Here is a 23,995-nt window from a genome sequence, read left to right as displayed (position 1 = left end):
GCACGCTCAAAAGACCTACATAAGACTTAGTTCATGTGCACGTGGTATGGCTGCTTGTGAGTGTCGCATATAGGTATTTTTGTAAACTAGCTAATACCATCAAGATAATCACATAAACTATTAGCTAACTTTTCATCGGGTAAACCATTTGCACCGTGTGCATTTGTAAATACAGCATTATTGTAAATAAAAATAGGATCACCATCACAGGTTGCAAACACAAACTTTCCATCTTCTAACTGGTAATCTTCTTGGTAATCACTTAACTCTTCAATTGGAATGAATCTAGTGTTTGCGCCTTTAATGTTTACCTCTACGTCAACAGGATTTCCTTCAATGTATAAAGCCGAAAGGACATCTGGCACATTCTTAACCGCTTGCCCCTTTTCAAAGACATTTCTGGAATCTTGTTCAATCGCTCTATCAATAAAATCTCTTGCTTGCATTAAATACCTCCGCCAAAACTAGGTTTACATTTATTAATCATATAACTTCGAATAGATTCAGAAGAAGTTCGTTGGTGTACTATATCACCAATTGAATAGGTAACAATAATAATTCCTATACTAGTTGATACAATAATACCCGCTGGCCCTCCACAAATTCCTTGAGCAGCAATCGATACTGCTAGTATAGACAAAGAAAATAGAGCTTGCTTTCCCACCTGAATAAGCGCATCTTTTGTTGCCACACCTAGAATTTTAAGCTTGACGAATTGGTATGCTGAAAAAATAGAAATCGTCAACACTCCAATGGTTGCCATAGTACACATTTTCGACAGATTCTCGGAAATTTGGATTCCAGCATTAGTTAACACTCCTTCAACTGCATTAGTTGCAGATTCTCCAATTGTTCTACCTATGCAGAATCCAGCAACTGATAAAATACCTGTTTCTATCCCAGACTTTGTTCCAGCAGCTAATGCACATTTCATAGAATTAGGTGTTACTCCAGATTTAGCCAATTCAACGGCAAAGCCAATAGTAAATCCAACACCAATCCCTATTTCTACAGCCATTTTTAAACCATGCCATTCGTTCTTATTTACACGTTTATTATTGGTATCTTTTAACATTTGATCTTTATCTCTCATCGGAGCATCTGTCTCATTCTGAAAATTCCCTTGATGACCTTTCATTTGATGTTCTTTATGGGATCTGTAGAACTTAATGTTATCTGGGTTAGCTTGGTGCTCTGGGTGGTCCGCAGCGTTTTTTTGGTGATGTCCTTCTGCACCGCGTACGCCGCTTCTACTATAATATTCATTATCCATATCAACATTGTTCATAATATCCTGTTGTTCTTGAAAACTCCAGTTTTCTGAGCCATTTCCTCCCATGGAGATATCAGCTTTTTCATATTGCCAAGCCCTGTATACACCTCTTTGTCTTGCAGCCTGATTTGCTTGGGTTAGATCTAAATTTGCAGCATCTGATGCCCTAACTTGCTGAAAATAGCTTAAATAGCCATTCAGTTCTGCATTAAATTGATTTGTCATAGTAGCTGTTCCATGAATAACTGTAGATATAGCATGTGCACCTAATCCTCCAGAATATGCTGATGAAAAATCAGTCTTTCTGGATATCGTTAATGGCTGATAGAATGTTAAACTCTTATTTCTTTTGATGTCAGACAACATATAATCACCCCAATTTTCTTTCACATTCAATAGAAAATCTTGTTAAAGCTAATTTACCATCATCATCAAGTTTACTAAAAATGTATGAATAAACATGGTTGTAATAAATTAATGATTCATTGAATAGCTTCCCTGCATCATATGCAAATAATGTGGTCGATACCAAGTTAAATAATTGAGATTGATTTTTATACTTTCCTTCATCGGCCTTAAATGAATGAAATGCCTTATTAAATGAATCGACAGCATCTTTGTTATATGCGATATTATTTTTCTTTTCAATTTCCCCCATTTTTTTACTAATCAATTCGGTATACTCTCTATTTAACATATCATAGTGATTTTTCTGTTCGTCAGTTAAGTATTCATGGTCTAACGCTGAATCAAGAGTACCAATTTCTATTAAGACTGCATCCAATTCATTCTGATTATTAGCTTTTTCAAGTTTTTCCTTTTCCTGGTATAATTTTTTGATTACATCAGTATTTTCAGCCTTGGTATTTTCATATTGAGCCTGCATAATTGACCTATCTTCTGCATCAATAGATTCAGCTACTATGCCTATCCTTTTTCTATATTTCATAATCAATTCAATTACTTCAGTCGATAGTTCTGCGTTTTCTTCAAAAAATGCTAAAGTAACACCAGCCTGATTAGCAAAATTTTTTCTTTCTTTAAGCGAAGGTAATTTTTCTGCAAGAGATAGTAGCAAATCTGTATATTTGCAGAATATTTCTTTATCACCGGGGTTTTTATTTAGCGAATTTCTACCTATCAACAGCGCTCCAGTCATATTATTACTTGCAATATATTCATCAAATAAAGTCATATTTTGACCTCCTAATATTATTCCCATTGAATTATAATTTTAGCCATAATTTTACAATGGGATATTTCCGAAAAAACTTTCTATATTTTTTAAAATTGTAATGTTTTCATTAATTTCATTAACATCGTAGGTATTTACCGTTTCCCGTAATGTATCTACATACTTTGACCATTCTTCATCAAGTTTTTCGGCTGCAGAACGGAATGCATCTTCAGTATTTCTCCAATACTCATTCATACTATCTCTGTAGTTATTTATTACATTATTATCCTCATATGCATTGACGATTTTTTTGGCAACGCTTTTTTCCCAACCGCCACCAAACAACTTAACTATACCAAGCACACCGGCAATTGCTAATCCTAAAAAAACACCTATCGGACCTAACGCTAATCCGCCTAATGCGAGATCTCCGCCTAAACCCGCAATAAAAGATATGCTTCCAAACCAGAAGGCAGCCTCTCCTGCTAAATAAGCGCCAAGACCGCCCACGATACCTAGCTTGGATAACGCAGATACGAATGCAAAACCTGCATCAAAGTCAGCTTTTACATTAGATTTTTCAAATGCGACAGCAATTCCCTCATTAAATTGACTAACAAACTTTTTGGTTTCTACTGATAGTAAATCCGCTTTTGCTCTAATTATTTCATTACATTTTTCACTTAATGTGTCCTGTAATTGGCTAGCAAAAATATCAATATCATCCTTTTTATTCTTTATGCCTTTCTTTTTTATCATTTCTGCAATTGCATCTGTATTTATTGTTGATGCACAATAAGAACTAAATTCATTCCTTGAATCAATACTAAGGCTGTTAATATAATCCAATATTTCCTTTTTATTAGCATTCGTTTCCTGTATTCTATTCAATTCATTTTCATCAATCTGATTCAGTAATGTGACATATTTTTCTCGTTCATTACAAATATCTTCATAATGTTTAATCTCTGCCTCCAAATTAGGTTTTCTACACGAAATATAATTTTTAACAATGTCTTTTGTTTTATTTTCAATTAATAATGGCAATGTCTCAGTTATAATCTTCAACTCTTCATCAAAATTCTTACATAAATCAGGAATGTCGGTAGTGTATGTGAAAAAACGAGTTGGTAAAAAAATATTACTATAATCTTCCTTATATCCAGATTCCTCGATTCTACTATCCCAGTATCCAATCCCTAGAGTTTTTGAGAAATTTTCACATCCTGTTTTTAAAATCATTTGTAGCTGTTCACGATTACCGTTATTTACAGTATGGGCTTGTGATGCCACCACAAAAAGGTTTGATAATGGTTTCAGCTCATTTTTTTCTTTTGACTCCCATACTGGTAGATTTCGAACATTCTCTTTTAAATAAGTGATATCCTCTATTCTCATAAAGCCATTAGCCTGAGATAGATAAATCAGAAGATCGGCACTCTGCGCAGCTTTCATTGTAATAAGATCGTCACTCTCTGTTTCTGTACCAAATCCAGGAAGATCAACAATGTCACAATTTTTAAGAATTGGTGCATCTAGGAATAAAACAGCAGCCCCAACTCGCTGAGAATAATTACATCCTTGTCTAGTTCCAAAATCTCTAAGAATATCTACGTGTCCACCTGCGATTAGCCATTTTTTACAGTAGTCTTCATCGTAAAGTTTCTTTACATCCCATAACTGTTCGTCACCAATATGATCTGTAAATACCCATGCATCATCAGTAATAAATGTTGGTCGATCATTAATATGTTTTATATAAACTGCAATTGAAGTTGTAGGAGTCCAAGACGTAGGCATTTTTTCTGTTCCCAATAAAGAGTTAATCAATGTACTCTTGCCTGTATCAGATCGTCCAACAATCGCAATGCTTGGTTTTACAAGCGTATTCTTAACACTCTGTGCTAAATCATCAATATACTTTTTCCGATACTCTTCAGATATGTCATAATTTTCGAGTGATGATTCAAAAAATTCAACTAAAGTTTTCTTAGTAAAATCTGTCTTTTTCCATGTATCTGTTGCTTCAAATGCTTTAGGTGTTGGCTTTTCATAGCCAAGTATTGTATTAAAATCAAGTGCTGTTTTACTAGCAATTGCTTGAATTGCTTCCATAGATAGTTGATTATTTTCATCCCATTCTTGTATTTGAGTTATAGACACCCCGGTGATTTGAGCCATTTCTTCTTGGCTTAAATGTAATTTATCTTCCCTTAGTGATTTAAAATTCATTTAGACCTCCTTTGTTTGTTACAACAGAACAACATCATTATCTTGAGACTTAATCCATCTATCTATTCCATCTCCATATACCTCGGTAGTAATTGTATAGATGATTCTTTCCAAGGATTCATCATATCGTTCACTCTTTATCTCTGCTGTTGGCAATCTATCAAGTACTGCTTCGACAGAATATCCTCTGTATTCAAACTTTACTTTCCTTAGCTTGCCAGGAAACATAAACTGAACACGTTTCCTAAATTCTCCCTCTTGGAACCTTTCAGAATATGGATTCTTAAAAGTCTCATCTAACACTTTGAAATCCTGCATTCTATCAATTCTATAGATTGTAGGATTTGCATCATTTATGATGTCAAAATTCTTCTTAACTTCCTCATCATCAATGAATGCTGCTAAATAGAAATAGTAATCAGAAAACATTATTGCTACAGGCTTTATCTTTCTAGTATGCCCATGTTTTCCTTGAACACCTTTATATTGAATTTCAATATAGTGATGTTGGTTTATTGCTTCACCAATCTTCCACATTCTATCTATAAAAACGGTTTTATGATGTGGTTCGATATAGTGAAATTCTTCGTTTCGTATTAAATTCCTAACTATCTCCTGATTCTCTTTAGGAACGCAGCTATCCACTAATTTTTCAAGCATTTGTTCCATCTCTTGTTTAGTAAGAGATCTGCTGGCAAGAAGAATCTTGCAAATAGCTAAAATCTCAGGATTTGTGAACTTCTGTTTATAAATTTCCTCTAGACGATATCCACCTATTTTTCTATCAAAAACAATTGTGTTAATGCAGCCATCTTCTGGACCAGATACATCTAAGTAATCACGAATGTCACTGATATCTCTTGAGATGCTCCTCTCATCCACACCATAATTTGCTGCAGCTTCAGCCTTATAAACTGTTCCGCCATTAATCAGCTTTGAATATAATCCAAGTACTCTCTCTATTTTGTCTGCTGCCATTTTCTTCATCCTTTCCATTAAGCAAAAAGCACCATAGTTAACCTACGGCGCTCTCCCAAAACCACATGCACCATAAGGCTTCTGTAGTCATAACAATATTTCCCCATTTACCACTTATACAATCTCAATTTTACTACCTAAATGACACGTTTTGTCTTTTTTCACAGTCTTTTTAGAAAGTGTTTTTACTTGGTTTGTTATATGATTTTTACCCCGTCCATAGAACATTCATTGTAATAATTGCAATTCAAGCAAAAGCATTTACACTGCTTATATTGCTTACGTTTAATGAAATGTAACCAGTACAGGACTTTTCTCACTACTAACCTCATTTTAAAAAACCTCTTAAATGAAATGGTCGACAACCAAATTATCTTTAGAAATCGACCATAACCAGTGTTAACCATACTATATTTCTACAGATTCTTTCTTATCTCTAATAACATCAACTATTGCTAGAGCAACAAGCTCTGTAGCAACGCAAAACACAACTCTACTTATGAACTTACACATATCTAACGCTCCTTATACAATATGAACCAAATGACATGCAACCTTTGCGGCCTTCCACGGTTGACGTACCGCTAAAAATACTCCTGTACCTGCAACAGCAGCTACACCAGCAACCGCAGCAACTTTCTTCCAGCCATCTTTCTTTTCATAAATATTAATAACTTCATCATCTTCTGTCTCTTCACTCTCTTTCTCATCTTCAAGGTCTAGTTCCTCTTCAAGTTGAGCCTCCTCTAGTTCCTTTATCTTTCTGTCAATCTTCTCCTGTGCAGCCTTAAGCTTTTCAATTCTTAAATTCTTATCTTCCATAAATATGTACCTCCTATGGACTAATGTGATTTAAATGCATTGATTCATCTGCCTTTATTTATCTGTAATATAACAAAGAAGAATGACACAACTTGTCATTTAGAATATATTTTTACATTTATATTCTGTTGAATGTATCCAGACAATAATCCACTTTATATACTTTTCGTGTTCGTATAACATATAGAATCTCCTTATAGCGAATCATCAGCCATCATTAACCTATCTATGTAATCTTGCATTGTGCTTTGTACAGAACGCTCGTTAACATCAACCACCTCACCGTCCTCAGATTCCTTTGCTTTCTTCTTTACCTTAGTCTTATCTTTGTCAGACTTATTTCCAATTGCATACTTCTCTGGACGGCTATATTTATCAAGATATTGTTTAATATGCATGCCATTCAAAATATTAATCGCCTCTATCTCAGTGACACCATACTTGTGTTGAAGCTCCATTCGTAACTCTCTCCTGGCTCCAGTATCTTCTATGCCACTAAGTTGACGTGCTCTTTCTAAATACTCGTTTGCCACCTGAAGCGTTAGAATTGGAGTCTCTTCCTTCTTCGGTTTATTTTCTTCCATCAAAAAACTTCCTTCAACTGTTGTTTCTCAAAGGAAGGATATCAAATGGCTATGTCACATCTTGTCAATATAAGGATTAAATCGCTAATTTTTTGACAAATCCTATCTAAAAGGTAAAGCTTCATCAATTTCTTTTAGATTATGGCGCTGGCAATATAATTTGAGCATCTCGCTATCACTCTCGTTTAGATCTCTGTTAAACCGATATCTAGCTTCAACGACAATATCGTCTTCAATCCTAATAGCAATATAAGGATATCTGTCACTGTTTCTATAAACAAAGACAATATCACATTCATGATATATATGCGGATATATATATCCAGTAAGGCAATTCTTCATATAGGCTGCAGCCTTACAAAATTCCTCAGCAGAATTAGGATATTTAAATATGAAACATTCATACTGTTCTTCTAATTCAGGGGTGCGATTAAGATTCGATTTTCCCAATCTATTATTTATGTTCTCATTCTCAGAAAAGAGATAGTAATTCAGTGAATCATATCTGTATGTGAGAGTCTCAATGTTACTTTCCGCTTCTTCCAGATATGGGACAAATACTGGATCAATATTTCCAAATCTTTCGTAGTTAGCTCTTTTTTCAATCAGCTTATTTTCATACTCTATGCGCATCTGATATTGCCCTCGTGTCCATACATTATTCAGTTTCCTAAGAGTATCTATATAGAATTTGTAGTTTTGATGGTAATTCTTCTTTTGTCTTAACCGTAGTAAATATTCGCATTGAAAATTATTCAATCCTGAATCCATAATCCAACTATTATTTTGAATAAAAGACTTGATGAATCTTCTATTCGGTTCACCAGATAATAATTCTGCACCATACTCACTATTCAAAACTCTTAGAATCCTATTATTGATACCGCCAAAAACTTTGCTAGGTGATGTTGCTAACAAATTCAAGTCTTCTATCTCACCTCTATATACTGCAAGCTCATCCATACCTGCCTTGTATAGAAGTTCCTTTACCGTGTTTCGCTTCATACAATTATAAATGTGATCTAACATCTTTACTGGATGCTTATAATATCTCTGAAGATGCCATTCATCGTGAAGCTGTGAATACTTGGCATGTATTTCATCTAAAAATGGACATATAAATATAGATGATTTATCTCTAACAAATTCATCAAATATATTTTCTAGCTTCCAATCCCAGGAATAGCCTTCATGAAACACATATCTTTTCTTATGGGCCATACAGCCATCCCGTTCAAATATGAACCAATACCCTACTATATATGGCTCATACTTCACTACCACAAAAAAAGGTACATCATAGGTTTCCATCCTATTTAGCGTTGTATGTTTAACTTCTATTAATTTGTAGTACTCATCAATCTCTGGACGCTCAGGCTCCCAGGTATTTTCTGTAAAACTAAAATCTAACATTACTTATGTAGAACACTTATTATGCTATCCCATATAGAATCAAAATTTTTATAATCGTACACTCTTTCAGTACGATACATAGCTTTATCAAAATCAGGTTGTGGCCCGATTAGAGTCTCCAAATTATCCATATCATCAATCCAACAACCGAATTCTGGGACCCACTCCTCGTTTGGTATCCATCGTTTAGCTCGTTTGTTTTCATAAAATAGCTCATCTGCGAAATCTACTTCATCACTATAATGAGATGACAAATCCTCAACTCTTCTACGATATTCAACAAAATCCACATTTGGGTCTCTGAATATTGTTATTAAATCTTTTTCTAAATACACAAGCATGTTCTCTCGATGCTTTAGTTTTCGGTACTCATTCCACTCATGATGGATTGCTGCACTAGATTGTTCGCTAGCGTCTTCAGCAATACGCGCTATTCTCCTATTTAGCAATGAACCAAATGCATTGGAAGCTGTTATTATTAATTCTTCTGTCTCATCAGAGGATTTTATTAACCACCAAAAAGCTGCCAATAAATCAAAGATACACTTTGCCTCTGGTAGCATTTCCTCCTCTTTTCTATATTTTCTCTTAGCAACCTTAATATTTTCTTCAACATATTCTATATATTCTTCTTTTAGCATTCTTCCTTTTCTCCTATCGCTTACACACAAAATCCAATCTTCTTATTCAAAGAATTCGTATCTATATGTGTAATTATCTCTTCATCAAAATCATCAGCGACTAACTCTTTCAGCTCACCGTCTGTAAACTCAGTTTGTTTCGATTTAATCAACCTTTGAGCCTGATTGAGCATTGCATCTTCAAGCAAGTTCCTCACAAATCGTCCATTCCCAAAATCATTAATCTGTACTGCTTGCTCAAATAATCTAAGGCACTTTGAATCTATTGAATTATTTGAAACATAGCTTCTATCTTCTATCATCAATTTCATTATTTGGAGAAGCTCTTCAGGTGTATAATCAGGAAAATCTATGTGAAACGCTATTCTACTACGTAGCCCTTCATTTCTTTGGATAAAATCTTTCATTTTATCTGGATATCCCGCGAAAATAACAATTACATCGCCCCTATGGTTTTCCATCTCTTGCACCAACGCATTAATTGCCTCGTCTCCATATAAACCAGATTTTCCATCAACAAGGGAATATGCCTCATCTATAAAAAGAATTCCACCCTCTGCTTCCCTAAACTTCTGTTGAACTAATGGAGCAGTCCATCCAACATATTTTCCTACTAGGTCACCACGTCCACACTCTACAAAAGCTCCCGAACTCAAAATACTTTTCTCTGCTAAAATATCTGCTAGTAGTCTTGCTACTGTTGTCTTTGCGCTACCTGGATTTCCTGTGAAAACCATATGCCGAGAAATGTCATAATTGTTAAGCCCCCTCGCATCCCTACAACTCATGATTTCATATGTAGCAATAACTTTATCCACTAGTTTCTTTACATCATTCAAACCGACCATCTTTTGGAGTCTATCATATGAATTTCCATCATATTCTTTTTTTATCTCAGCCTTGACCAGATTACACTTGCTATATGCACTATAAACTCTGTTTCTTAAAGCATTATTACTCCACTCATAGAAGGATTCTCTAACATCACAGTTACTATAAATATTCCTATCTGATGGAAGATACTTGATAAATTCGTCACTCAAAAATTCTGCATAATCAGATTCGTTTGCCAAACGGGTAAAATATTTAATGGCTTGCTCTTTATCTCCGCAACCTTCAGCAATGTCTAAAATATCAACACTCTTACTTGCTTCATTTACTAGAGATTTCGAGAAACCATATCCTTTTCCATCATCAATAAAGAAAAACAAAACCTTATTGCGATACTTAGTTACTATCTTGGCAATATACTTTATTACTCGAGAATAGCCATTTGCAAATATCCCTTTAAGATCCTCAGCAGCTTTACAATTGATTACAACTGTCAAACCCTCAGCTTGCTTTATAATCTGTTCAAAATTACGTTCCTCATAACAGAAACTAGATATATCAGTAATATATTCAACCCTGGTTCCATGGACTCTGTTTCTACTATTTAGCATTTGTACCATTAAATCGACAATCTCCATCGCTGTCGCTTCATCTCTAGCATCAATATTGTAATTAACAGGAAAGCCATAAAATTTATCTGGATGACTAGTACTATATATTCTTTCTATCTCGTCAATAAGTGATTTGTCGGCCAAAATTTCCCGCGCTCTACGAAGTGCTTCTTTTCTTGACAATAGATTTTTGGAAACAATTTTCTCATTAACTTTAAAACTTCTGTCCCCAAAATAATCAAAGTCGCTTGTCTTATCACTTATAAATGCGAAACTTCCAAGACAATGGTTTTTATCAGCTTCCTTCATTTTATTGATGTATTGTCCAGCAGTTATTTCCTCGCAATATACTAACTTCATATTTTTGAACAACAATACCTCACATAGGACCTTTTTTACCTTATCCAAATAATCATCAACACTATCCTTTGCTGGATTACACACCATAACCACACGCAACATACTAGCGTTCATATTATAAAGTGTACATTTATCTTCTCTTTCGTTTATTGAATCCAATGCTTCATTGAGCTTTTCAGCCAAATTTTCGCTAACGTCAAATATCGTCTTTTTTTCCTTTTGAGTTTCTATTTTATGAGGAAATTTGTATTCGACATCGTAACAAATCATGTATGACCTCCATTTATCCTAAAACACATTTATAATTCATCTGTTTTAGAAATATATCAAATGGAAATGACATGTTTTGTCATTACAAAAAAAGAGACACCTAAGTGTCTCAAAATATAAGATATTATTATGGCTATTTCCTTGCTCTATCATTGCACATATATATTCAGCAGGATTCTCAATTGGTGCTAGGCTCGTGTCAGCTATTCGTTGTAAATAGGCACTCATAATTTGTATCAGATATGCTCCATCAACTGAGTTTTGCTTGGCAACGTCAGAAATATTCCACAATTCTAATTCAGAAAAATCCAGCTTTGCAATTGTTCTTAGCATTTTTTACTCATTAGTCAAATCATTAGCTTTGTATTCAGAATATTTCAGATACTCCCAGTATATTGGTAACTTGTACTCTCTAATCATTATAGTGACAACTGCTTCCTTCTTGTTCGCACTCAACTCAGCCCAAGAACCAAAATCAAATTGAAACGGCATTTCATGTATTTTTTCCATATTCTCTTTTGCCGGTATCAAATAGTGCGCTTTTAGTGTTGAATAATGGATTGGATTATGATTAACATGTAAGATTTTTGCCAACTCACTTATCGTGCACTCAATAATTGGGGTATTGCAACGAATGGACCATTCAGCCTTAATTTTTCTATTAGACAAAAACCAATATAGTCTCCTGTCATATTTATTTGGAAGCTGAGCCAATATACGTTGTGTTCCATATGCACCAGGAATAATCGTTGCAGATAGTGCTAAAGCTTTCGTAAACATAGTGGGTGTAAAGGTAATATCTCCATATTTAGAAATGTTAATATCATCAAACAGTTTTATAGAATCGTAACAGGACGAACTGTTATCTCTTCCAAAATTGAAGTCAAATTTTTGGTCATTCAAACGTTCAACACCCAACCACATTATTCTCTCTATTTCATAATCCTTAATGCATAGATCGGAAAAATCAGGTAATCTGAGTTCATAACTATTACTCTCAGGATAAGAGGAAATCATACCTAAAGCTGCATCAAATACAAATTCTGCTTCATAATCCAATACCGTGGAGCAATACTCAAGCAAAAGACTGGATTTAAAAATAACCTTCGGGCCACCTTTCTTCAATGGACAATCGTCACTTTGAAGTTTCAGTAATTCTTCAACAACCTCATCCCATAGTTTCTTTCTATTGTCGTCGTCGAAATGACAAAAATAATCAGGGTTCATTTTTTCTTGGATACGAGCAATTAAAGCTGTCCTATTCTTAATAACTTCATACTGTGCGTGGGTCGCAATCTTATCCAAATCACCATTTAAATAGTCCCATGTGGTCTTAGCTAATGTCTCTTTTATCTCAAGTGGTAGTTTTTCAAAACAATCCATTTTCATTTCCTTTCATATCATATTACAATCGAAGAGTTCATTGTAAGACACACCTTATCAAACCGCTATGACAACATATGTCATTTCAAAAAAAGAGACACCTAAGTGTCTCAAAATATTAGTTATACATACCATTCGTATGATCCTTATTGGCAAACTTTGTGTACTCTGGAAGCCATGCAAGTTCTATTGTCGCAAGCTCACCACTTCTATGCTTACCAATAATAAGCTCTGTTGTATTTTTCTTTTCGCTGTCATGATTGTAATAATCATCTCTATATAAGAACATTATGATATCAGCGTCCTGTTCAATCGCGCCTGACTCACGAAGATCTGACATCATAGGGCGTTTATCAGTTCTGTCTTCTACATTTCTAGATAGCTGTGATAAAGCGATAATAGGAACATTGAGCTCTTTAGCTATCATCTTGAGACTTCTAGAAATTTGTGAAACCTCGACCTGTCTGTTATCAGCGTGTTTATCTCCATCCATCAACTGCAAATAATCAATTATGATAACTGCTAAATCACCATCCGATGCCAGCTTTCTACATTTACGTCTTAATTTTTGCGGAGTCAAACCGCCAATAGCATCATCAAGAACAATGTTTGAGCAACCTACCTTTGTTGCAGCTTGAATAAGTAACTCCCAATCAGTCTCAGTCAGATTTCCTGATTTCATCTTTTTAGAATCAACATGACCTTCCTGTGCCATCAATCTTCGAACTAATTGACCTTTTGGCATTTCAAGTGAAAATACAGCCACTTTTTTCTTTAATTTAATTCCTATATGAGCTGCTATATTAAGTACAAACGCTGTTTTCCCCATGGCAGGTCTTGCAGCAACAATAATTAAATCGCCCTTTTGGAAACCTTGAGTTACGCTATCCAAATCAATAAAGCCAGATGCTACACCTGTAAGCTCGCCTTTATTCTTAGAGGCCATTTCTATAGCAGTTAATTCCTCCAATACTACCTGCTTTATAGAGCTTTCATCAGTATCACCATGCTGTTGGTTCAAAGCAAATATCTCGGCTTCTGAATCAGCAAGAATGCTATCCACATTATCCCATTCCTCATAGCAGCGCTTTTCAAGTGTTTGCCCAACTCTGATTATGTTTCTTAGTATAGCTTTCTCCTTAACTACCTTTGCATAATCCTTTGCATTTACAGAAGTAGGAACCTCAATTATTAATTCTTTAATCAGTTCTTCTATATTAATTCCTAAATCTATTTCACCTATAGCAGCCATTATTGTTATCTCATCCACTGCCTGCTGTGAATTATGTAAATCAATTATAGTTTGGAATAGCACGCCGTATAGTTTCTGATAAAAGTCATTCTTTGTTAATATCTCTGAGCATACATTTATTGCCTCATCATCTATAATCATTGAGCCTATTACGGCTCTTTCTGCCGCTAGTGAATGTGGCACACTTCTTTTTAAAGAATCATCCATTTGTTATTACCTCTAGAAATTCATTGAAAATGAAAATAAACTACTACTATTGATAAATATTGTTACTACTTGGAATTCTTGCTACTTTTCCCCACGGCGGATCAACTACCTCATTATTAATAATCCATAATGTAGGAATTCCTTTGGTACATTCGACTTTTGGAAATGGTGCACCACCATCTGTCAAAATGACGATACTCAAAGGGGGCTCATCTTTCATTTCTTTATTAACGTAATCAAAAATGATATCAAACGCTGTTCCTCCACCTCCTTCAGGATGAATTGCTCTAAACTCATCTTCATCAATAAATGGCACAGGTGGAACAATCGCAGCATCAAAAAATCCCAGCCATCCTTCTATTTTTCCGTTAAACTGGTCGATTGCCCCTTTAATTTCTGAATAACATCTTCGAACTTCATCATCAGACATCGAGGCTGACGTATCGATCATAAATAGAATCTTCTCTACCTTATCATCTCTCTCATTAAAGTCTGGTAGGAAGAATGGACTATCGTCAAATCTCCTGTCTGGAGGACAAAAAGAATAATCGTTAATCTCGCTTTGAACAAACTCCTCAAGAACAGTTCGCCAATCTATTGTCGGTTCCTGTAATTCATCAACATGACGTTCTACAAAACCTGGTATACTTCCTGTAAGCTTTACAGTCTCCTCAAATTCCTTAGCTTGTTTTGCAGCCTGATATATTCTAAAATCCCACTCATCAGCTTCAGAGCTACTACCATCGGAACTATCAGTGTCCATATCATGCGAATCCCAGCCTTTTGATTTAGAGCCATTTCCCGAACCACTATCTTCTTGAGAATTTTCTTGTTCATTCCCAAATCCAAATTGCTCATCTTCTAAGCCACCATTATTTCCACTACTATTTGGCTGAGAAACATCTGAGTCCTCTAAGTCTTCCTGTTTACCATCATCTGATTCACAATCGGTCTCATCTTCACTAGAACCCTCAGCATTTTCTTCAGAATCTTCATCCCCATCTTGATTATCAGCAGCTTCCTGTTGCGTTAACAACATCAGATATAATTCCTCTAGAGAATGCGTCCATCCCTCTGTTCCATCTGGAGCTTGATGTATCTGCACCCCACCAAATTGTGATAGAGAAATTGATGTATCTCTAAAATTGTTCGCTCTAAGAATATTCGAGTTAACGATTATATCTGCTGCCTGATCTACTAGCTCGTTTGATTTATTAAATCTTTCCAAATGCTTCAAAACTATATGAAGCAATTCATGAGATAAAACATATTCGAGTTCACTGTCAGTAATCGAATTCAAAAAATCAGGATTTAAATATATTCTTTTACCATCGGTACTTGCAGTCTCTATATCCTCGCTAAGATTTATTTTCAAGTACATGAGTAGCAAACCATAAAAAGGATTTTTATGGAGCAATTTCATTCTGGTTTTTAAAATCCTAGCTGTATTTTTCCTAATAAGTTCATTAGAAAGTTCCATTCAATAGTGCTCCCTTTGTCTGCATCCATCTTGAAAACTCAGGTATTCTAAGTAATGTCTGAGTAAAGTTCTTTTCAATAGACATATAATCCTTCATAAGCATTACTGAAAAATCTGGTGGGAAAAGATTTGCATATAAAATCGAATTTCTCAAACCTTCTACATCATCTTTATGCTCGCTGGCATACTTTGTCATAGCTGATGTCAATGCGTAAAGCTCATCTGGTTCTTTAGGAACCTCATAAAATCTACCGCTAAATACGTCTTCCATAGATGGTAACTTTTCGTAGCACTTGCACCAGCTTATGAACTCTATTCCCGCAGACATTCCTATCAATCCATATATAAGAGAACTTATCTTCCAAGCGTCACCATTAACGTTATTAAGCAGATTACTAACCATTTCCCAAGATCTAGGAGTAGCAAAGGCAAGTTCTTCAGATGAAGAATCAAAACACATTAATGCTGTTTGTCTAAAACTCAAATAACTAACTACACTTGGATGAACACCTGCACTGATAGCCCAAGATTTCCATGAATCAAAATTAACTTGAACTTCTAAGTGAAGTAATCTGTTTGCAAGAGCCTTTGGCATTTTAAATGCTACCGACTTATCAGTGATTCTGTTTCCAGCCGCAATTACAATACAGTTATCTGGAAGCTTATGCTCTCCAACAACTCTGTCCAAAGTAATTTGGTAAGCTGCAGCCTGCACAGATTGTGGTGCTGCTGAAATCTCATCTAAAAACAACAGATTAATAACATCATCAGACTCATCCATCTGAAATATCTGAGGTTTGAGCCATACAGCCAAAGTCTTATCTGCGTTTGATGTGGGAATACCTCTTAAGTCTATTGGATTAAAAAGAAGTAATCTAACATCAGTAACGGCTGTCCTTTTGCCGGTGTTTGCTTCTATTTCCTTTGCAATCTGTCTAACGGCCTGAGATTTTCCTACACCAGGAGCGCCCCAAAGCATTACTGAAGGCATTAGCTTCATTGAACATCCATTATTAATCATAGAACAATATGCACTCGAAAGTGCCTCAACTAAACTACCAACATCCTTAACTGGAATATTTGATATTTTTACATCTGTATTACTCATAATTACTTTTCCTTATCTACTCCTAATTTAGAGTCAATTTCATCAAGCTTACGCTCTAATTCGTATAACTTAGAAGAATATGGATTCTCATTGTCTACCTGACTACAAGCATACTCATAGAATTCTCTTTTTTCCTTTACGGATTTCTCAAGGTCCATACGTCGTTTTGTCAATGTATTCAAACAACGATCTATAGCAAGCAGAGCAGAAACACGATTATCACTTATTTCCACCCTATACTTACCCGCTCTTTGAACGTAAACTACAGGGTGAATCCTTGAAACTTTAGCAGGTGCAATAATATCAAATCCCTGGTACTCCATTATTATTGAAGACTTTTCTAAAGGTTCCTCTACAAGAACTTTCTGCTGTATCAATTCTCTTATCTCCTGTCGTTCCTGCTCAGTGTACTTTCTTCCAAATCCAGCAAAATAATATTCATCTGCCATAGCTAACCTTCTAAGTCTATCAAGTCTTTCTATTTCTCCTGGGTAAGACATAGCTATACTAGAGAATTTCTCCATATCTTTGACAAACTTTAGGTTTAAGAGTCTCTGCTTCATCAGTTCATTATTTACTTCTATCCTCTTTTTTATAAGAGGATTCCCGACTGCAAGAGCTTTTACCTCAGCATAATTTAAGACCGTGTCATCAACATCCTGACCTTCTCGATCTTCGATAACACCACCTAAGATATCTGTAATAAAACGTTGCTTTGTTTCAAGTAATTGCCAAGAATAAGCATCAAAACTTCCTTCTGTTATATACCTATAGATTTCTATAGTGTCGTTTTGATTGCCTTGTCTTAAAATACGTCCCTCTCTTTGAACCATATCAGCTGGTCTCCAAGGAACATCTAAATGATGCAACGCTTCCATCCTGTTTTGAACATTAACGCCAAGACCAAGTTTAAATGTAGAACCAATAAGAACACGTATCCCCCCTGCTCTTACCTGCGAGAATATAGCTTGTCGCTTAGCCTCTGAAGTAGCATCATGAATAAACGCTATTTCATTGTCAGGTATCCCCATCCTTACTAGTAAAGACTTTAATTCATCGTATATATTGAACCCTTCCTTAGGTGTAGAGGTGTCACAAAAAATAAGCTGTGTTGTATTTCTTTGATTTCCACGTTTATATATCTGATATACGGTATCAGCACATTTAAATACTTTGGAATCAGTAGTAAAGGCTGCTTTTCCATCGACCAATCTCATATCTAAAGCTGCTTTTCTTCCATCCGTTGTTATGAGAAGCATATTATCTTCCGTTCTAGGAACCTGCCCTGTTCTCACTTGCTCAGCTCTTTCAGAAATCCTACTAAGATAGTCTCTAAACGGTGCAGTTTTTGGAATAAGCACATCCTTATAACCATTAAAATCTGGCAAATCTTCATTTCCAGCCATACTATGAAAATCAGCAAAGGCTGCAATCATATTCGTAAGCTCTGGTATGTTATGGAACTTTGCAAATCTTGTAGCCATACGATAGTTGCTGGTATCTACATCAATTTCAAATCCAGTATTCTTCTCCGCAAACATACCAACCCAGCTATCAAAATTTTGTAATCCAAGTAATTCAAGCTGAGACTCCTGTACATATCTTTGCATGATATATGCATCAGTAATTGAATTTGTAATTGGAGTGCCAGTAGCAAATATTATTCCTCGACCGTTGTTTTCCCTCTGGATTACATGAACCTTATCCATCATATCCTGACACTTCTTTGAGCCAACCTTGTTGATTCCCATTACCCTATCTATCTTTGTATCAATAGGAACGTTTTTAAAATTATGGGCTTCATCTACAAATAATGAAGTTATTCCTAAATCATTAAAATAGATTTCATCTGGGTCATCTGCTGTGAACAACAATTCCGACCGTAATTCTTTATTCTTTTTAGCTCTATTTTGAAGTTTAGATGTTGAGCCATGTTGTATTGCCTGTTCCTGTTTTTCAATCTCATCGTCAAGCATCACCATGTAATAAGCATTTGAAATAGTCAGCTTTTCAAAAGACGAGTATGTAATAATAATGGCATCATAATCTTTATCTCTAATATCAGTAAGCGTCCTTTTTCTATTGGCGGAATTCAAATCCTTCGCCTCTACGGTTTTTATGCATGCATGTGGATAAAGTTTTAAAAAGAGCTTCTTCCACTGCCCTAAGATATTATTCGGAACAACATACATATTCTTCTCTGAAACTCCAATACGTTTTAGTTCCATACCTGCAACTATCATTACATAGGTTTTTCCTGCCCCTACGTCATGCGCTAGCAACGTATTAGGTGAAAACATGATACGAGCCACAGCATCCTTTTGATATTTAAATAATTCAAACTTAGGATTTAAACCAGGTAGCTCAAGAAACGAACCATCAAAATGTCTTACCTTAGTACATGCATATCGTTCGTTGTAAATCTTTTCCAATCTTTCCTTACGCGTTGGTTGTGTCCACACCCATTTCTGAAATTCTTCTATCAATAAATTTTGTTTTTCTAATGTGATAGTTGTTTCTGTCTGATTAACTACCCTCTGTTTTCCGCTCTTACTATTTGTGGAAGAGATACTATCGTAAACTGCTATAGACTGCATATTTAAAGTCTTAATCAAAACATCATAAGGATTAAGTCTATCTGTTCCAAATCTATTAACAAAATCGTGAGAACACCATTTTTTAGGTCTTCCGCCAGACCATTGCCATGTGCCTGTAATTTCATCATGAATTAATGGATATGATTCAGTTGGAGAATCATAGTTACGTCTTGCATACTTCTTGCAAAATTTACTATATGCATCTTTATCATCGAATCTTCTAGAGAATATTGGTATATATTCCGTATAATCAATACCCTCATTTAAATACATTACAAACTCCGAAATCACATCCGTAGGAACCCAAGGTGAACCTAACGTAATATAAATTTGATCTGCTGAAACAGAATCAGGCAATACCTTTGTCAACGCCTCAACATTAGCATCAAAATAACCGTGATATTCTTCAGTAGCGCGCTTTGCAGTTTTTAGTTTTTCACCTATATTTCCAGAAAGGTATTCATCAGCAGGCATCCAGCCTTTAAAGAAACACTCTTCCCATTTGTCAGGATCTTGATATATTGAACCTTTCAAACGATTAATAATATTTTTATAATCTTCACCTGTAATAGACGCTATATACTCAATATCAACCCTTCCAAGATTGTTGAGACACTTGATATAACCATCAGAAATACTTTCAACAAATACGCCCTGTGTAGAAGGCTCAGTATCATAGATATTTGTCCAATCCAAAGGAAGATCCATGGATGTTACTTCCAAAATGTGTGCTTCTTGAGCAGCTTTCCTTGCCTGTTCTTCGGCTATACGCCTCTCTTCTTCTTGTTTTCTTAGAATATTTAATTGCTCAAGTCTCTTTTCAGCTCGCTCTTTCTGTTCAGCTACACGGATTTCTCCTTTTTTGTTTTTGGCTATATCAATAAGATTATCTATAGCTTGAATTGAGCCATTATAATCATTAGATTCTAATTGCCTTAAAACGCTCTCCAAAGCAGCCGAAAGAGATGAAACCGTAGGAATCATTATTACTACCTCTCATTCCTCTAAATACAACAATGACCTAGCAATAATACCAATTAGGTATGACACACATTGTCATTCTTTAAATATTTTTCAAAATCATAGAAATCTAGGGAAATCTAGGCATAAATATAGCACCCTCGATATACAAAAAAACGTACATCAGGGTGCTGAATAAAGTGCTGAATAAAGCTTCACTATGATTCTACTAGCAATATTTTTCTAGAAAAGACATTCCATGAGCACGTGGAAACAAATATACAACCTTCGTGCACGATTCAGTAAACCAAACAGGAACATTTGCACTATTCATTGCCTGAATCATTTCAGGTTGCCAACCCTTCTTTCTCACTATTCCTTTTCTTACGTAATCAGCGATTACATAAGCCATTTCTCTGTCCACCCCATATTGTAATAACAGTTCAAATACATCTTCTCGATAAGCTATAACATCCTTCAAAGAAACAATTCCCTTTTCAATTAGAATTTCAGCGTTATCTTCCCATACTCCAGTACTGTGAGTTAAACCGTAGCATTTTACATTGTCTTCAAATGTCTCAGGTTTAATCAGTTCAAAGGCAATGCCTTTTTTTAGAGTTACGTGCAACTTTTCTCTATCTACTGGTAAAAAACAAAAGTAAAAAACATCTGTAGGTAGATTCCCAGAACCATTTCCATAATAATCCCTAGTTTGTCCATCACCAATGTATACACCATACTGAAGACCTTCTTCAAAAAATCTTCGCGATACATTCTCTTTGCTTGAATATTCTTCAAAATATGCAACTAGCTTCTTATTTATATCTGAGGTTACATTAGCTTCAAATGACATGAGTCTTTCCTTTTTATCATCAAGCGCAAATTCAGGATAAAGTTTTGGCTGACATGTAAGAGGGTCTATTGCTGTAAAATCAAGTAAAAAAGATACAACAAGTGCTGTTAGTGTTCCCCTAAAACAATAATCTTTCTCTTCAGCTCCAACAGCCTTTAAAGCATCATATACAGTTAACCATGCTGAGGAAGCCTCATACTTTTCAATCAAAGAGAGCTCCCAGTCAAGCCTCTGTCTAGCAGTCTTTAATAGTTCCTCTTCATATTTAACTTCTAATCTATTCGCACATAAGTTGCGAAGTTTTGTATCTGCATCTTTAATATATGGATATTTCATTTATCATAACCTCGTTTAGTTTGGATTAATTTTCTTCTTAATGGCCTCAACCTGCTTCTTAAGCTCTTGATCCATATCCATCTCATCTTCAATCTTTTTGGCACCGTTTGAAATAGTCGCGTGGTCCTTGCCTCCCAGTAGCTTTCCAATTGCCGTTAATGAACAACTCGTCATCGTCTTACAAAGGTACATTGCTATATGTCTAGGTCTAACTATAGTTTGATATCTATTCTTAGAGGCTAACTGGTCGACACTTACATTAAAATGCTCTGCCACAACCTCTATAATTAACTGAGGAGTTATCTCTCGTGGCATATCTGGAGTGATTAAATTCTGTAGTTCATCAATAGCTACTTCAATAGTCACAGGTTTCTTCTGAAGCTTTGAATATGCAATAAGTTTATTTAATGCCCCTTCAATCTTCCTTACATTAGACTTGAAATTAGCAGCAATATATTCTTGAACTTCAGGTGCTAAATCATAATCGTTTTCTTCTAACTTTCTCGTAATAATAGCCTTACGAGTCTCATAATCAGGTAGTCCAATATCCGCCATAAGTCCCATTTCAAAACGAGATGTAAATCGTTCATCAAGTTTTTGAATGTCTTTTGGTGGCTTATCGGATGTAATAATAATCTGCTTACCAGCTTCATACAATGAATTGAACGTATTAAAGAATTCTTCTTGCGTTGCGTGTTTATCAACGATGAACTGTATATCATCTATCATAAATACATCAACAGACCTATACTTTTCACGAAACTGCCTCATTGCGGTAGCATTTTGCGTTGTTCTCAGATTATCAATCAGCTCGTTAGTGTAGCTTTCAGAAGTAACATATAAAATGTTTAAATCACTTCTAGTTTCATTAATATAATTTCCAATAGCCTGCATCAAATGGGTTTTTCCAAGTCCAGGTCCTCCATATATATAAAGCGGATTATATGACGTCCCCGGTCTCTCTGCTATAGCAAAGGCAGCAGTCTGAGCAAATCTATTGTTCCTACCCACTATAAAACTATCAAAAGTATACTTTGGATTAAGAGATATATTTTTCATAGTAGTAGAGGCTAAATTTCTTTGTTGTACAAATTCCCTCTTCTTGCCTGTATACGCTCTAGCTTCAACCGGTGAGAAAAAGTTTATCTCATACTCCTCATCCATTGCTTCACTTATAAAGGCAGATAACGCTTTTTTAAAGTGCTTATCGAGATATTTAATTCCTAACTCTGCACCTTCATTGTCATCGTATAGTAGTAATACTGTGTTTCCTTCAATACCAAACACAACCAAAGGTTTTAGCCATTGATTAAACGATACATTTGTGATGTTAAACTCAATTCTTATGTCATTAAGAATTCCATTCCATTTCTCTTTAAGCAAATCTTCCATGATTAAACACCCTTCATAATTCCTTGGCCAAATTATACAGAGTGACTATGTCACATTCTGTCTCCTTGAAACAAGTTTTTCTCCCTTTGTTGTGAAAGGAATTATAACAAATCATTCCTTCAAATCAAAGGTCATCAAAATTCACAAAGCCTTGAGTTTACACAGTTTTTGACCTGTGAATAGTGTGAATAAAATCCCGCATCTAGCATTTTTTCAACATTCTTTATTCACAGCTTATCACCCCTATTTTTTTGAGCTATTTTGTGAATACTGTGAATAACTACAAAAGCCCTCTTACAACTCCCGATTTTCAATACTTCTTTATCAAGAGTTATAAAAGGGCTTTGTTGAAAAATATTTTTTGTTTTTTCTGAAGAACACTAACTCAACACATCAATGTATTTCTTCTGAAATTTCAAATAATAATCTCTTAATTCGGGAACATCATCTATTATTGCCATCAGTGCCTTTACCAATTCTTCCCAATAGATGTTTCTAATATTTGGATACTTCTCCGTTATTGAATCAATATAATTCCTTCCTCGATCTATACCGCATGCATTATTCGCTTTAGGTGTAAGAAACAAAACTACATCGCCTTTGCGTGCATAACAGATATTTCTATTTATCTGATAATATTTTTTTCTAGGATTGCCATAAAATTCATCTTTACTACAATTAAGGAAAGGGCACTCATCAACCAAAGAACTATAGATTTCCTTCCATTTTCTATCATATTTGGTAGGATCATTTTTATCTGGGTTAAGTCCACCAAAATCGGGCTCTGTAAACTTTATTTCAAATGATATATGTGAACCATCTTCCATTTCCATATAGAAATCAAAATTAGTCCCTTCCTTATGACAAGGTTCAAATTCAAAGGTAGCATTTTCTATTTGATTACTCCCCATTTGAACCCCAATCTTTCTAAGTGCAGTAAGTAAATATTCTTCCCATTCAGTCTTTTCAAAGAATTTTTTGAAAAAATTCATGCACATTATTTGAGAAGAATTAACATGATTAGCTCCAACATGGTACTTTCCCTTCATATCAGAACCAGAAAGATTTCCTTTTAAATCACACTTAATGGGTTCCTTGCCGTCAATAAAATTATCTTCGATTTTTAGATAAATGTGGGAATATGCTATTCCTTTCCACTTTCCACCTGTTAAATAATTAGGGATTTGATTTCCCATTGCTTCACGGACTCGTTTATCAAATGCTTTCTTTCCCAT

General features: G+C 35.0%; 18 protein-coding genes. All 18 read right to left on the bottom strand.

Features of this window, described 5'->3' with window-relative positions; all coding sequences use genetic code 11:
- Positions 1–86 precede the first annotated feature (86 nt).
- Complete coding sequence (locus FXF36_RS00395) at positions 87–446, bottom strand: hypothetical protein (RefSeq protein ID WP_151621984.1); 360 nt, start codon at positions 444–446, stop codon at positions 87–89.
- A complete protein-coding gene (locus FXF36_RS00390; protein ID WP_167511243.1) occupies positions 446–1,663 on the bottom strand; it encodes a hypothetical protein in 1,218 nt (405 codons plus the stop codon). The genes FXF36_RS00395 and FXF36_RS00390 overlap by 1 nt, the downstream gene beginning before the upstream one ends.
- Positions 1,644–2,468 (bottom strand): hypothetical protein, encoded by an 825-nt coding sequence (locus tag FXF36_RS00385; protein WP_151621982.1) that lies wholly within the window; start codon positions 2,466–2,468, stop codon positions 1,644–1,646. The genes FXF36_RS00390 and FXF36_RS00385 overlap by 20 nt, the downstream gene beginning before the upstream one ends.
- Before the next feature lie 51 nt (positions 2,469–2,519).
- A complete protein-coding gene (locus FXF36_RS00380) occupies positions 2,520–4,682 on the bottom strand; it encodes a dynamin family protein (protein WP_151621981.1) in 2,163 nt (720 codons plus the stop codon).
- An 18-nt stretch (positions 4,683–4,700) separates the two neighbouring features.
- Complete coding sequence (locus tag FXF36_RS00375) at positions 4,701–5,660, bottom strand: helix-turn-helix transcriptional regulator (RefSeq protein WP_317617415.1); 960 nt, start codon at positions 5,658–5,660, stop codon at positions 4,701–4,703.
- 525 nt (positions 5,661–6,185) lie between these two features.
- Complete coding sequence (locus tag FXF36_RS00370; protein WP_151621979.1) at positions 6,186–6,482, bottom strand: hypothetical protein; 297 nt, start codon at positions 6,480–6,482, stop codon at positions 6,186–6,188.
- Positions 6,483–6,676: 194 nt separating this feature from the next.
- Positions 6,677–7,066, bottom strand: a complete 390-nt coding sequence (locus FXF36_RS00365; protein WP_151621978.1) for a hypothetical protein — start codon at positions 7,064–7,066, stop codon at positions 6,677–6,679.
- Between the two features lie 102 nt (positions 7,067–7,168).
- Positions 7,169–8,479 (bottom strand): PcfJ domain-containing protein, encoded by a 1,311-nt coding sequence (locus tag FXF36_RS00360; RefSeq protein WP_151621977.1) that lies wholly within the window; start codon positions 8,477–8,479, stop codon positions 7,169–7,171.
- On the bottom strand, positions 8,479–9,120 hold the full coding sequence (locus FXF36_RS00355; RefSeq protein WP_151621976.1) for a hypothetical protein: 642 nt from the start codon (positions 9,118–9,120) through the stop codon (positions 8,479–8,481). Before FXF36_RS00355 ends, FXF36_RS00360 begins: the two co-directional genes overlap by 1 nt.
- 20 nt (positions 9,121–9,140) lie before the next feature.
- On the bottom strand, positions 9,141–11,192 hold the full coding sequence (locus tag FXF36_RS00350; protein ID WP_151621975.1) for an AAA family ATPase: 2,052 nt from the start codon (positions 11,190–11,192) through the stop codon (positions 9,141–9,143).
- A 336-nt stretch (positions 11,193–11,528) separates the two neighbouring features.
- Positions 11,529–12,575: a hypothetical protein gene (locus tag FXF36_RS00345; protein ID WP_151621974.1), complete on the bottom strand. Its 1,047-nt coding sequence runs from the start codon at positions 12,573–12,575 to the stop codon at positions 11,529–11,531.
- 118 nt (positions 12,576–12,693) lie between these two features.
- On the bottom strand, positions 12,694–14,034 hold the full coding sequence (gene dnaB, locus FXF36_RS00340) for a replicative DNA helicase (RefSeq protein WP_151621973.1): 1,341 nt from the start codon (positions 14,032–14,034) through the stop codon (positions 12,694–12,696).
- 46 nt (positions 14,035–14,080) lie between these two features.
- Positions 14,081–15,514: a vWA domain-containing protein gene (locus tag FXF36_RS00335; RefSeq protein ID WP_151621972.1), complete on the bottom strand. Its 1,434-nt coding sequence runs from the start codon at positions 15,512–15,514 to the stop codon at positions 14,081–14,083.
- The gene (locus FXF36_RS00330; protein WP_151621971.1) at positions 15,501–16,622 is read right to left on the bottom strand and encodes an ATP-binding protein; all 1,122 of its coding nucleotides are present in this window, start codon (positions 16,620–16,622) and stop codon (positions 15,501–15,503) included. The genes FXF36_RS00335 and FXF36_RS00330 overlap by 14 nt, the downstream gene beginning before the upstream one ends.
- 2 nt (positions 16,623–16,624) lie before the next feature.
- On the bottom strand, positions 16,625–20,203 hold the full coding sequence (locus tag FXF36_RS00325) for a helicase-like domain-containing protein (RefSeq protein ID WP_151621970.1): 3,579 nt from the start codon (positions 20,201–20,203) through the stop codon (positions 16,625–16,627).
- Positions 20,204–20,408: 205 nt separating this feature from the next.
- Positions 20,409–21,368: a hypothetical protein gene (locus tag FXF36_RS00320; RefSeq protein WP_151621969.1), complete on the bottom strand. Its 960-nt coding sequence runs from the start codon at positions 21,366–21,368 to the stop codon at positions 20,409–20,411.
- 15 nt (positions 21,369–21,383) lie between these two features.
- A complete protein-coding gene (gene dnaA / locus FXF36_RS00315) occupies positions 21,384–22,760 on the bottom strand; it encodes a chromosomal replication initiator protein DnaA (RefSeq protein ID WP_151621968.1) in 1,377 nt (458 codons plus the stop codon).
- A 380-nt stretch (positions 22,761–23,140) separates the two neighbouring features.
- Entirely contained in the window at positions 23,141–23,995 is an 855-nt protein-coding gene (locus tag FXF36_RS00310; protein ID WP_151621967.1) for a PGN_0703 family putative restriction endonuclease, read from the bottom strand.

This window comes from Pseudobutyrivibrio xylanivorans, from assembly GCF_008935055.1.
Classification (GTDB): Bacteria; Bacillota; Clostridia; order Lachnospirales; family Lachnospiraceae; genus Pseudobutyrivibrio; species Pseudobutyrivibrio xylanivorans_A.
The sequence above is the reverse complement of the archived record's forward strand: the minus strand, read 5'-3'. Positions and strand labels throughout refer to the sequence as shown.

Coding starts and splice junctions, on each gene's coding strand:
- FXF36_RS00375 (WP_317617415.1), bottom strand. CDS start 5,660: ATGGCAGCAGACAAAATAGAGAGAGTACTTGGATTATATTCAAAGCTG.
- FXF36_RS00325 (WP_151621970.1), bottom strand. CDS start 20,203: ATGATTCCTACGGTTTCATCTCTTTCGGCTGCTTTGGAGAGCGTTTTA.
- FXF36_RS00350 (WP_151621975.1), bottom strand. CDS start 11,192: ATGATTTGTTACGATGTCGAATACAAATTTCCTCATAAAATAGAAACT.
- FXF36_RS00355 (WP_151621976.1), bottom strand. CDS start 9,120: ATGCTAAAAGAAGAATATATAGAATATGTTGAAGAAAATATTAAGGTT.
- FXF36_RS00335 (WP_151621972.1), bottom strand. CDS start 15,514: ATGGAACTTTCTAATGAACTTATTAGGAAAAATACAGCTAGGATTTTA.
- FXF36_RS00320 (WP_151621969.1), bottom strand. CDS start 21,368: ATGAAATATCCATATATTAAAGATGCAGATACAAAACTTCGCAACTTA.
- FXF36_RS00310 (WP_151621967.1), bottom strand. CDS start 23,995: ATGGGAAAGAAAGCATTTGATAAACGAGTCCGTGAAGCAATGGGAAAT.
- FXF36_RS00360 (WP_151621977.1), bottom strand. CDS start 8,479: ATGTTAGATTTTAGTTTTACAGAAAATACCTGGGAGCCTGAGCGTCCA.
- FXF36_RS00365 (WP_151621978.1), bottom strand. CDS start 7,066: ATGGAAGAAAATAAACCGAAGAAGGAAGAGACTCCAATTCTAACGCTT.
- dnaB (WP_151621973.1), bottom strand. CDS start 14,034: ATGGATGATTCTTTAAAAAGAAGTGTGCCACATTCACTAGCGGCAGAA.
- FXF36_RS00370 (WP_151621979.1), bottom strand. CDS start 6,482: ATGGAAGATAAGAATTTAAGAATTGAAAAGCTTAAGGCTGCACAGGAG.
- FXF36_RS00380 (WP_151621981.1), bottom strand. CDS start 4,682: ATGAATTTTAAATCACTAAGGGAAGATAAATTACATTTAAGCCAAGAA.
- FXF36_RS00385 (WP_151621982.1), bottom strand. CDS start 2,468: ATGACTTTATTTGATGAATATATTGCAAGTAATAATATGACTGGAGCG.
- dnaA (WP_151621968.1), bottom strand. CDS start 22,760: ATGGAAGATTTGCTTAAAGAGAAATGGAATGGAATTCTTAATGACATA.
- FXF36_RS00395 (WP_151621984.1), bottom strand. CDS start 446: ATGCAAGCAAGAGATTTTATTGATAGAGCGATTGAACAAGATTCCAGA.
- FXF36_RS00330 (WP_151621971.1), bottom strand. CDS start 16,622: ATGAGTAATACAGATGTAAAAATATCAAATATTCCAGTTAAGGATGTT.
- FXF36_RS00345 (WP_151621974.1), bottom strand. CDS start 12,575: ATGGATTGTTTTGAAAAACTACCACTTGAGATAAAAGAGACATTAGCT.